7 protein-coding genes are annotated in these 11,292 nt (G+C 66.3%); 4 read left to right on the forward strand and 3 right to left on the reverse strand.

All coding sequences use genetic code 11. The features are described from left to right. Positions 1-40: 40 nt before the first annotated feature. Positions 41-3,043: a TrlF family AAA-like ATPase gene (locus tag AC3A6X_RS28445; protein WP_487845296.1), complete on the reverse strand. Its 3,003-nt coding sequence runs from the start codon at positions 3,041-3,043 to the stop codon at positions 41-43. Positions 3,044-3,495: 452 nt separating this feature from the next. On the opposite strand from AC3A6X_RS28445, the gene paoA reads away from it, so the two are divergent. From paoA to AC3A6X_RS28465, 4 genes are all read left to right on the forward strand, one after another. Beyond that, positions 3,496-4,137, forward strand: a complete 642-nt coding sequence (gene paoA / locus AC3A6X_RS28450) for an aldehyde dehydrogenase iron-sulfur subunit PaoA (RefSeq protein WP_487845297.1) — start codon at positions 3,496-3,498, stop codon at positions 4,135-4,137. Continuing rightward, positions 4,134-5,084, forward strand: a complete 951-nt coding sequence (locus AC3A6X_RS28455) for an FAD binding domain-containing protein (RefSeq protein WP_487845298.1) — start codon at positions 4,134-4,136, stop codon at positions 5,082-5,084. Before paoA ends, AC3A6X_RS28455 begins: the two co-directional genes overlap by 4 nt. A 2-nt stretch (positions 5,085-5,086) precedes the next feature. Beyond that, positions 5,087-7,297, forward strand: coding sequence for an aldehyde oxidoreductase molybdenum-binding subunit PaoC (gene paoC, locus AC3A6X_RS28460; RefSeq protein ID WP_487845299.1), 2,211 nt, complete (start codon positions 5,087-5,089; stop codon positions 7,295-7,297). A 250-nt stretch (positions 7,298-7,547) separates the two neighbouring features. Further along, positions 7,548-7,841, forward strand: coding sequence for a GYD domain-containing protein (locus AC3A6X_RS28465; protein WP_487845300.1), 294 nt, complete (start codon positions 7,548-7,550; stop codon positions 7,839-7,841). Between the two features lie 11 nt (positions 7,842-7,852). Here the strand turns inward: AC3A6X_RS28465 and AC3A6X_RS28470 are convergent, their stop codons facing one another. Together AC3A6X_RS28470 and AC3A6X_RS28475 are read right to left on the reverse strand one after the other, a co-directional pair. Beyond that, the gene (locus AC3A6X_RS28470; protein WP_487845301.1) at positions 7,853-8,854 is read right to left on the reverse strand and encodes an alpha/beta hydrolase; all 1,002 of its coding nucleotides are present in this window, start codon (positions 8,852-8,854) and stop codon (positions 7,853-7,855) included. Beyond that, positions 8,851-11,289: an efflux RND transporter permease subunit gene (locus AC3A6X_RS28475; RefSeq protein ID WP_487845302.1), complete on the reverse strand. Its 2,439-nt coding sequence runs from the start codon at positions 11,287-11,289 to the stop codon at positions 8,851-8,853. Before AC3A6X_RS28475 ends, AC3A6X_RS28470 begins: the two co-directional genes overlap by 4 nt. Positions 11,290-11,292 lie beyond the last annotated feature (3 nt).

Below are 11,292 nucleotides of genomic sequence, written 5' to 3' on the forward strand. Positions count from 1 at the left end.
CGGCGGAATGTAGATGATCCCTTTGCCGAACTGTGCCGGACTAGATCGCAACCCGCAAACGCTTGGCCCGCTCCTTGAAAGCCTTCTCGCCTCCTTCGAGAATTTCGCAAACCCGTTGCCTGATGCGCGGGTTCTCCAGGCCACCGCACTCGTAGGCGATCTCGGGAAGCTGCCCGAGCCGATGCCGGCCGCATGAAGCCACGATGACCTGGTCGGCATCGGTGTTCACCACGAGATTGGCGTTGTGCGTCACGATGATGATCTGGCGCCGCTTCCTGGCTTCCCGAAAGCGCGTCACCAACTCCTCGAACACCGACTGCGGATCCAGGTTCTCCTCGGGCTGGTCAATGATGAGCGGCCGGTCGTCCTCCGCGTCGATCGAAAGGTACAGTAGCAACAAGACAATGCCGCGCGTGCCTGGCGATAGCTGCTCGATCTCGACGCCGTCGTACTGCAGGCTGTAGCCCACGTGGATGTGATCGGTGCTGTAGAGCCAGTCCGAGATGCGCAAGGCCCATTCCCGGAATTCGATGTTTTCCGGCTTGTGCGCCTTCAGGTTGTCCTCGTTGGCCTGAACGAATTCCAGTAGGGCCGTTGCTGCATCGGCCGCCGAGCCGCTTTGCCATGCCTGCTGTAACTTGGCTCTGACAGCCTGCAGCAACTGTCCACGCCCGCGGAACGGTCCGGTGCGAAGGTCCAGCAGCGCCTCCCCGTCGCTTGCCCAGCGCTCGACATCGACTTGGCGCCTCACCGTGAATGCCAGGCGAGCCATGGAGCCGGTATCCGACGAGATCCTCTTCTGGATCGGGGCATAGAGCTCCTTGAGCGTCTGTTCTTCCTCAACGATTGCTTCGAACACACCCGCATAGGCGCTGCGGCGCAGCTGAATGAGCTCCTTAATCTTGGCGTCAGCCTCGCGAGCCCGTTTGATCTGCTCGTCGAGCTTGCCCAGTGCCAACTCGGCCTTCGTGATCTTTTCGCTCAAGGCCGCGTAACGCTTGACCTTCGTCTTGTCGGCGCCCACCAATTCATTGAGGCGCTTGACCTCGCGGTCTAGCAGTGCCAGGGTTTGCTGGCCCAGATCCGAACCGGCCGCAATGAGCGGCATGGTCGGATCGGCCTTCTCCTTCAGCGGCGCATCCGGTGGCGCCGGCCCTTGCAAGCTGATTGCACGCGCCTTGGCCTGGCGCAGGCGCTCGGCAAGTAGGCTGTCCACATCGCCGACAAAATCCACTTTCAACTGGTCCCAGTCCGCATCGGACATCTCGGTATCTGGGCGGTCTTGCTTGAGTTCACTCAGCAGGGCGGGGGCGCGCCGAGTCCGGAAGTCCCGAACGTCCTCCTGTAGATGGGAAAGCATCTGCATTCGGCGCTTGGCGCGTTCGACCTGTTGGCGCCTTTGCTCAGCCGCATGCGACACCTCTTCCAAGCGCTTGACCCGCTCTTCGTTGCCGTGGGAAACGAGAGACTTTCGATCACGCTTGTCCTGCTCGTTGGTCTTGTCCTTTTCTTCGCGTTCCTTGACAAGTGCTGGAAGGCCAGCCTTGCGCGTGCGCTCCTGCGTCAGATCGCTCGAGGCTTTTTGCAACATTTCCTCGTGGCGCCGGCGCTTGTGATGCGAACCTTCCAGCCGCAGTTGCAGTAACTCCTCGAAGTTGGATGCACCTGATCGAGCGTCGCGCGGGTGGGCGCTGAAAATGACACGTTCGATCTCGGCGTTCAGCGGGTTGCTGGTGTCTTCCGGCGAGCACAGCTTGTTCACGAATTGCTGGGAGAGGTACTGAACATGGGGGGAGTCCCAGAAATCCTCGTCATCCACACGCGACAACTCGTTGCTGGTGGTCTCTGCGTTCTCCCAGGTGAGCTGCGCCTTGCACGTGCCGAGATGCTCTTTCGCACGAAAGACGAACGACTCCTTGTTGAGGTGAGGCGAGAGCGCCAGGCCACCGGCAGCGACCAGGTCGGCGAGCGCAGTCTTTCCGGAGCCGCGGGCGCCGATCACTGCCACCAGGCCGGCGTTCAGCGGGATGGTCGCCTTCTTGAGCCACGGTGCGCCCGAGACATCCAGCGACCCGATGGTATGGCTCTGCAAAGAGCCGCGTCGTGGCTCGGGACCGATCACGACTCGTTCTTCCGGCTCCAGGCACGTTTGGCGCAGCGCTTCGAAGGTGAGATCGCCCTTGATCCAGCAGAAGCGTTGCTGGTCCGGCGTTCCCACGGTCTCCGTCGCATGAGCGTCCGAGCCGTGAAGGCAGGGCTTGCGGCCGTTGTACTGGGCGTCGAGCTCCGCCGCCGACAGGCGACCTTGACCAAGCCAGAAGCTCACCTGCTTCGGATTCGAGTCGAAAATGATGTCCGCCAGTTGCTCGATGTTCTTGCGCTGGGCGGCCCAGGAGTCGGACGGATCCCGCAGTCCCGACGTGCCGTCCTTCTGGCCGCCGGCGACCGCGATGAGCGCGTTGCGTTTGACCCAGTCGTGCTTGGGCCAAGCGGCCTTTAGCTGTTCGAGGCTCACCTTGAACAGGTTCGCGCCCTCCGACCGGGCCGCTTCGTCGTTTGTCTGTGACGGGTTGTGCTTCCTGCCAAGCCGTATCAGGTCCTCACGGTGGCAACGGAAGTTTTCCCCTTGGTACCCGAACTCGAACTCGAGAAGGAAGCGCTTGATGCGATCGACATGGTCCGGTTCGTCAGGCGGGAAGAGGAGGTGCAGGTTGAGGGCTGCCCCTCGGTTCGTTTCGATGCCCAGGCGCAGTTCCACGTTGGGGAAGATCAGCCCGACGTTCGGCAATCGGCCCTGGCGCTTGAGGTCACGCACCTTCTCGTAGGGGTCAATGCCGAAATAATCGGTGATCCCGAGCGCCTCAATCGCGGGACTCGCGGCCTCCACCTTCGAGAGAAACGCTTCCCACGGGTCAGATCCTTTGTACTGGTCGTTCAGGACGGTTCCGGGCGTGTGAATGTGAGGATCCCATCGACGCCATTCGGAGCCTCGTTCGCTGTGAACCCAATCAATCTCCTCCGTCCTTGCCTCAACTAAGTTCATCCCTTTGTTTCCAAAACGAGAGCGACCATTCTCTACTACGCGCGCGCACTCGCCAGCACGTAGGTCTGAGGGCAGTTTTGGGTACATGCCAGAAGCCCTGAGCGCCGCTCAGACTAGCTTTCCACGGGTCAGAGCGGAAGTGGTCAAAGAGGGGGAGTGGGCCCTGTTCAGGCAATTATTGGCACTCGCGCGCTCTCCATCGCGGCTCGGGTAGGCGTTGTTTGGGATTTCAGGAGCCGCTGCCAGCGGAAAAGGCCCTTCGGAAGCCGCGCGCTGCTTAGGTGCGCGTTTGCGCATATTTTGAGCCGGAACAGCATTTGTAGTGCTGCCGTCGCGCCGACGCAGCTCAGCAGTTTCAGGCAAGAACGAGCGCGTTTCCGACAAACGGCGCCGGCGCGTCGGGAGGACACTGCGCCATTTGGCATCACGCTCGACCCAGGACAGGAGCTGACATGGACAGTCCCGCAACCCCCTTGATCTCGCGACGCGACGCACTCATCGCCGGCGCCGCAGCCGCCGCGGCGGTTTCGTCGACGGCGCCCGCTGCGGCCGCGCCGGCCCCGGCTTCCGCCGCTGCTGTGCCGCTGATGAAGCTCTCGCTGAGCGTCAACGGCCAGGCTCGTACGCTCGAGCTCGATACGCGGGTGACCTTGCTCGACGCGCTGCGCGAGCACCTGCACTTGACCGGCACCAAGAAGGGCTGCGACCACGGGCAGTGCGGTGCCTGCACCGTGATCGTCGACGGCAGGCGCATCAACGCATGCCTGACGCTCGCCGTCATGCACGAGGGCGCTCAGGTCACCACCATCGAAGGCCTGGGCACGCCGCAGCGCATGCACCCGATGCAGGCCGCTTTCGTCAAGCATGACGGCTACCAGTGCGGCTACTGCACGCCTGGCCAGATCTGCTCGGCGGTCGCCGTCCTCGACGAAATCAAGCGGGGGGTCCCGAGCCACGTGAGCGCGGATCTGACCGCGCGTCCTCTCCTGTCGGCCGAAGAGCTGCGCGAGCGCATGAGCGGCAACATCTGCCGCTGCGGCGCCTACTCCAACATCGTCGACGCCATGACGGAAGTGGCGGGGAGCAGAACATGAAGCCGTTTACCTACGAGCGGGCGCAATCTCCGGCGCAGGCCGCCGCGGCCGTGGTGCGGAGCCCGGGCGCCAAGTTCATCGCCGGCGGCACCAACCTGCTGGACCTGATGAAGCTGCAGATCGAGGCGCCGACGCACCTGGTCGACGTAAACGGTCTTGCCCTGGACAGGATCGAGGCGACGCCAGAGGGCGGATTGCGCATCGGCGCGCTGGTGCGCAACACCGATCTGGCGGCAGACGAGCGCGTGCGGCGCGACTACGGCGTGCTGTCCCGCGCGCTGCTGGCCGGCGCCTCCGGGCAACTGCGCAACAAGGCGACCACCGCGGGCAATCTTCTGCAGCGCACGCGCTGCCCCTACTTCTATGACACGGACCAGCCCTGCAACAAGCGCCAGCCCGGCAGCGGATGCAGCGCCATGGGCGGCGTGAGTCGCCAACTCGCGGTGATCGGCGGGAGCAAGGCCTGCATCGCAACGCACCCCAGCGACATGGCCGTGGCGATGCGCGTGCTCGACGCCGCGGTCGAGACGGTACGGCCCGATGGCCGCACACGCGTGATCCCGATCGCCGATTTCCACCGGCTGCCCGCCGACACGCCGCACATCGAGACGGCGCTGGAGCGGGACGAACTGATCACCGCCGTGACGCTCCCCCGTCCCGTCGGCGGCACCCACATCTACCGCAAGGTCCGCGACCGCGCTTCCTATGCCTTCGCGCTCGTTTCCGTCGCGGCGATCGTCCAGCGCGACGGCTCGGGCCGGGTGGCACTCGGCGGCGTGGCCCACAAGCCGTGGCGCCTCGAGGCTGCGGAGGCCGCGATGCCGCAGGGCGCCAAGGCGGTGACGGCCCAGCTGCTGGCCGGTGCGCAGCCGACCCACGAGAACGCCTTCAAGCTGCCACTGGCCGAGCGCACGCTGGCCGCCGTGCTGCTGCAAGCGAGGAGCTGATCATGAAATTCGATACACCCGCCACGACCAACCCGATCGATCAGCTCAAGGTGATCGGCAAGCCCACCGACCGCGTCGACGGCCCCCTCAAGACCACGGGCACGGCGCCCTACGCGTACGAGCGTCACGATGTGGCGCCCGATGCGGCCTACGGCTATGTGATCGGCGCGGGCATTGCGAAAGGCCGCATCGCCTCGATGGACCTGGCCGCCGCGCGCGCAGCGCCTGGCGTGCTCGCCATCGTCACCGCGCGCAATGCCGGCAAGCTCGGCAAGGGCGACTTCAATACGGCCAAGCTGCTGGGCGGGCCGGAGATCGACCACTACCATCAGGCGGTGGCGCTCGTCGTCGCGAACACCTTCGAACAGGCGCGTGCCGCGGCGCAGCTGGTGCGCATCGTGTACACGCGCTCGCAGGGGCGCTTCGACCTGGCTGCAGAGAAGGATGCGGCGCAGATGCCGAAGCCGAACGAATTCTCCGGTCCGCCGGAAACGAAGGCGGGTGATTTCGCCGGCGCCTACGCCGCCGCCCCCGTGCAGTTGGATGCGACCTACACCACCCCCGAAGAGTCGCACGCCATGATGGAGCCGCACGCCTCGGTGGCCGCCTGGAAGGGCGATAAGCTCACTGTCTGGACATCGAACCAGATGATCGCCTGGGGCGTCGGCGATGTGGCCAAGACGCTCGGCATCCCGAAGGCCAATGTCCGCCTGGTTTCCCCATTCATCGGCGGCGGCTTTGGCGGCAAGCTGTTCGTGCGCGCGGATGCGATGCTCGCTGCGCTGGGCGCGCGGGCCGCCCGGCGGCCGGTGAAGGTGGCGCTTCAGCGGCCGCTGATGATGAACAACACCACGCACCGGCCGGCAACGATCCAGCGCATCCGCATCGGTGCCACGTCCGACGGCAAGATCACCGCCATGGCCCACGAGGGCTGGTCCGGCGATCTGCCGGGCGGGCAGGCGGAGACCGCGGTCAATCAGACCCGACTGCTGTACGCCGGCGCGAACCGCCTGACGACCACGCGCCTGGCGGTGCTCGACTTGCCCGAGGGCAACGCCATGCGAGCTCCCGGCGAGGCGCCGGGCATGATGGCGCTGGAGATCGCCATGGACGAAATGGCGGAGAAGCTGGGGCTCGATCCGGTCGAGTTTCGAGTGCGGAACGACACCCAGGTCGATCCCGAGAAGCCGGAGCGCCCGTACTCCCAGCGCAAGTTGATCGAATGCATGCGCACCGGGGCCGAGCGCTTCGAATGGAGCAAGCGCAACGCACGACCGGGGCAGCAGCGCGAAGGGCGCTGGCTCGTGGGCATGGGGGTCGCCGCGGCTTTCCGCAACAACCTCCTGACAAAGTCGGCCGCGCGCGTCCGTCTGGACAACCGCGGTGTGGTCACGGTGGAAACCGACATGACCGACATCGGAACCGGGACGTACACGATCATCGCGCAGACCGCTGCCGAAACGATGGGCGTGCCCCTGCAGAAGGTGCTGGTGCGCCTCGGCGACTCGGCGTTTCCCGTCTCGGCCGGCTCGGGCGGGCAGTGGGGCGCCAACAACTCGACCTCGGGTGTCTACGCGGCGTGCATGAAGCTGCGCGAGGCCGTGGTGAAGAAGCTCGGCATCGCGCCGGGCGACGCGGAATTCTCGGAGGGCATGGTGCGCGCCGGCGATCGCGCGGTGCCGCTTGCCGAGGCGGCCGGCACGAACGGCCTCGCGGCGGAGGACGTCATCGAGTACGGCGACCTCGACAAGAAGTACCAGCAATCCACCTTTGGCGCCCACTTCGTGGAGGTCGGCGTCGACGCCGCGACCGGCGAGGTCCGGGTGCGGCGCATGCTCGCCGTCTGCGCCGCCGGGCGCATCCTGAACCCCAAGTCCGCCCGCAGCCAGGTGATCGGCGCCATGACGATGGGCGTCGGCGCGGCGCTGATGGAGGACCTGGCGCTCGACAAGCGGCACGGCTTCTTCGTCAATCACGACCTGGCGGCCTACGAGGTGCCGGTACACGCCGACATCCCCCACCAGGATGTGATCTTCCTGGACGAGACGGACCCGATCTCCTCGCCCATGAAGGCCAAGGGCGTGGGGGAGCTCGGCATGTGCGGCGTCGCTGCCGCGGTGGCCAATGCCGTCTACAACGCGACCGGTATCCGCGTGCGCGAGTATCCGGTCACGCTCGACAAGTTGCTGGATCGCCTGCCGCCAGTGGCGTGACGGCTTTGCTCATTCCGAGCGGGCCCACACGTCGACGCTTGCGATTGCCGCGGAAGCGCGTAGCATTCTGGCGGCATCTCTCAGTGACGTCCTTTGCCGTCCGCGCGAGGCCCGCTTGCATCCCCTTGCCCGCCTTGCAGATGACTCGCAGATCATTTCACTCCCAGTGCGCTTGAACGGCGTCGGGCGGTCGCGTCGGTTTCGAGGGCAGTTGGCATCGGCCGCCTATGTCGAACCTGAAGGAGATGACATGGTCACTTACGTTGGCTTGATGAGTTTCACCGACAAGGGCTTGCAAGCGATCAAGGACACGACCAAGCGCGCGGCCGCCGCCAAGGAGGCAGCGAAGAAGTCCGGCGTCAATCTGCGGGAACTGGTCTGGACTCTGGGAGAGTACGACCTTGTTTCCATCATCGAAGCAGACGACGAGCAGGCATTGGCCGCTTTCAGTCTCGCCACGGCCATGCAGGGCAACGTGCGCTTTCAGACGCTTCGCGCGTTCACGAGCAGCGAAATGGACGCGATCCTGGCCAAGCTTCCGTAGGTGTTTTTGGCTCAAGATCCCCGTCGATCGTCTTTGCGGCACTGCCAGGGCGATAGCTGCGTGCGCAACCACGCGGCCAGGTCGGCCATCACCTGCGTGCCCAGCGGCGACACGGCGGTGAAGTGAATGCAGGCGTGGATGGCGCCGGGGTAGTGGCGGTGCGCGGTCGGCACGCCGGCCTGCGCGATGCGCAGCGCCAGCGCATGGCCTTCGTCACGCAGCGGGTCGTGGCCCATCGTGCCCAGCCAGGTGGGTGGCAGCGTGTCCAGTGCCTGCGCGTGCAACACGGCGAAATCGGCGTGCCGAGCCAGCGCCTGGCGCCCGCCGAGGTAGCAGTCGATGAACCATTGCATGACGCCGGTGGTGAGGAACTTGCCCTCCCCGTTCTCGACCATCGAAGGGCTCGGTTCGCTGTAGTGCTGGGCAACAGGATAGATGAGGCCCAGCGCACGCGGCGCGACCGAGCCGGCTGCACGCAGCGCCGCCACGGTGGCGAGCTGCGCGCCTGCGCTGTCGCCGGCCAGCGCGATGCGCGACGGGTCGGCGCCGAGCTCGCCCGCGTGTGCGGCCACCCAGTGCAGCGCACAGGCTACGTCGTCCACCGCCGCCGGAAAGGGATGCTCTGGCGCCAGCCGGTAGTCCACCGCCACCACCACGGCGGCCACGTCGTGGCACAAGGTGCGGCACACCTTGTCGTGGGTCTCGAGGTCGCCGATCACGAAGCCGCCACCATGCACGTAGAGCAGCAGGGGAAGCGGCCCTTCTGCATCGGGCTGGTAGATGCGCAGCGTCAACGGGCTGCCGGGTCCATCGATCACACGGTCGTTCGCCGAGGCGATGGCCGGTGCCGGCAGTCCCAGGCCGGCGGCCAGGTCGCGGTAGATCTGGCGTGCCACCGGCAGCGGCAGTGTCTCGAGCGGTGGGTTGCCCTGCGCAGCGGCTTGCGCCAGGAAGCCGGCCAATGCCGGGTCCAGGGGTGCCGTGTCGAGCACGGTGGCGATCGGATCAGTCATTGCTGTGTTCCACGAAGTTGATGAAGCGTTGTGGGGTGTGCGAATCCCGTGCGCTGCACCGGCGCGCCCGGTCGCAACAGGAAATAGCCCAGCGCGGGCAACAGCACCAAGGCGCCGACCATGTTCCACACGAACATAAAGGCCAGCAAAATGCCCATGTCGGCCTGGAACTTGATGGGCGAAAACGCCCAGGTGCCCACGGCCAGCGCCAGCGTGATGCCGGTGAGCATGACCACCCGGCCGGTGAAGCGCAGCGCGTGCGCATACGCGTTGGCCAGGCTCGCGCCTTCGCGCATGCGCGTCAGCGTGACGCTGAGCACGTACAGCGCGTAGTCCACGCCGATGCCCACGCCCAGCGCGATCACCGGCAGCGTGGCGACTTTCACGCCCATGCCCAGGCCCACCATCAGGGCCTCGCACAGCACCGAGGTCAGCACCAGCGGCAGCACCGCCACCACCACGGCGCGCCAGGAACGGAAGGTCACCCAGCACAGCAATACCACGGCGGCGTAGACCCACAGCAGCATCTCGCGCATCGCCTGGTGCACCACGATGTTGGTGGCCGCGGCAATGCCGGCGCTGCCGGCCGCGAGCTTGAAGCTGACTTCGGGCGTGTTGTTGGCGGCGGCAAAGCGCTCGACTTCGGCCGTTACCCGCGACAGCGTCTCGGCCTTGTGGTCCTTCAGATAGACGTACAGCGCCAGGAACGAGCAGCTCTGGTTGAACAGCTCGCGCGGCGCGCGCGTCTGCACGCCGCCCAGCGCGCCCTCGTTGGGCAGCAGGTCGAACCACTTGAGGTTGCCCTCGTTGTAGCCCACCATCGCCAGCTTCGACAGCGCCGCCATGGAGTTGGTGGACTCCACGCCGGGCAGTTGCTCCAGCCGCCAGGCCAGTGCGTCCATCTTCGCCAGCGTGCCGTAGCGCGTGCACTGGTCCACCGGCGTGGTGGCCATCACGGTGAGGATGTCGGTGCTGGCGGCATAGTGGCCGATCAGGTAGTCGTTGTCCCGGTTGTAGCGCGCCTCGCGCCGCAGCTCGGGCGCCCCCGGGTCCAGGTCGCCGATGGACAGGTGCAGGCTCACCGCGAAACCGGCAGTGGCGAGCAGGCCTCCCACGGCGACTGCGCCAACGGCCCAGAGCCGCGTGGTGAAGCGCTCCAGCAGCGACCACAGGCGCGAGCGCTGCGCATCGGGGGCGGTTTCCAGGCGCAGGCTGCGCGCGGCCGCCTTGGGGCTCACGCCCAGGTAGGACAGCAGCACCGGCAGCAGCACGAGGTTGGTGAAGATCAGCGCGGCCACGCCGATGCTGGCGATCAAGGCGAGGTCCTGGATGACCTTGATGCGGATGATGACCAGCACCGCGAAGCCCACCGCGTCGCACAGCAGCGCGGTGAGGCCGGCCACGAACAGGCGCCGGAAGGTGTAGCGCGCGGCCACCAGCCGGTGCGTGCCGCGGCCCACGTCCTGCATGATGCCGTTCATCTTCTGCGCGCCGTGGCTCATGCCGATGGCGAACACCAGGAAGGGCACCAGCACCGAATATGGATCGAGCTCGTAGCCCAGCAGCGCCAGCAGCCCGAACTGCCACACCACCGCCACCAGCGAGCAGGCCACCACCAGCGCCGTGCTGCGCGCGCAGCGCGTGTAGCCGTACAGCACGGCACTGCAGATCGCCAACGCCAGCAGGAAGAACAGCAGCACCTGGTGCAGGCCTTCGATCAGGTCGCCCACCACCTTGGCGAAGCCGGTCACGCGGATCTGCAGCGCATCGTTGTCGTACTTGCCGCGCAGCGCTTCGATCCGGCGCGACAGCTCGCCGTAGTCGAGCGCCTGGCCCGTCTGCGGATGGCGGTCCAGCAGCGGCACGAACACGATGCTCGACTGGAAGTCGGCGGCGACCAGCTGGCCGATCTCGCCCGAGCGTTCGACGTTGGCGCGCAGCTCGGCCAGGCTTGCAGGCGAGCCGTCGTAGGCGTTGGGAATCACCGGCCCGCCGTCCAGCCCGTCTTCGGTGACCGCGACCCAGCGCGTGTTGGAAGTCCACAGCGACTTCATGAAGGGCCGGTCCACGCCCGGCATGAGGAAGATCTCGTCGTTGATCTTCTGCAGCGCATCGAGGTAGGCCTTGTCGAAGATGGTGCCCTGGCGCGCCTGCACCACCACGCGCATTGCATTGGCCTGGCCGCCCAGGTCGGCCTTGTGGGCCAGGTAGTTGACGATGTAGGGGTGGCCGGTGGGCAGCGTCTTCTCGAAGCTGGCATTGAGCTGCAGCTTGAGCGCCTGCCAGCCCAGCGCCACGGTGAGCAGCAGGCACAGGGCCAGCACCCAGGGGCGGTGATTGAACAAGGCGCGTTCGATGGCCGAGCCGGAGCGCGCGTCGAAGTCTTCGATGCGCGCCACCACGGCCTGCGCGCTGGAGGGAGAGTCGGTGTGCATGGG

This window comes from Variovorax sp. Soil_C_12 (assembly GCF_057657375.1).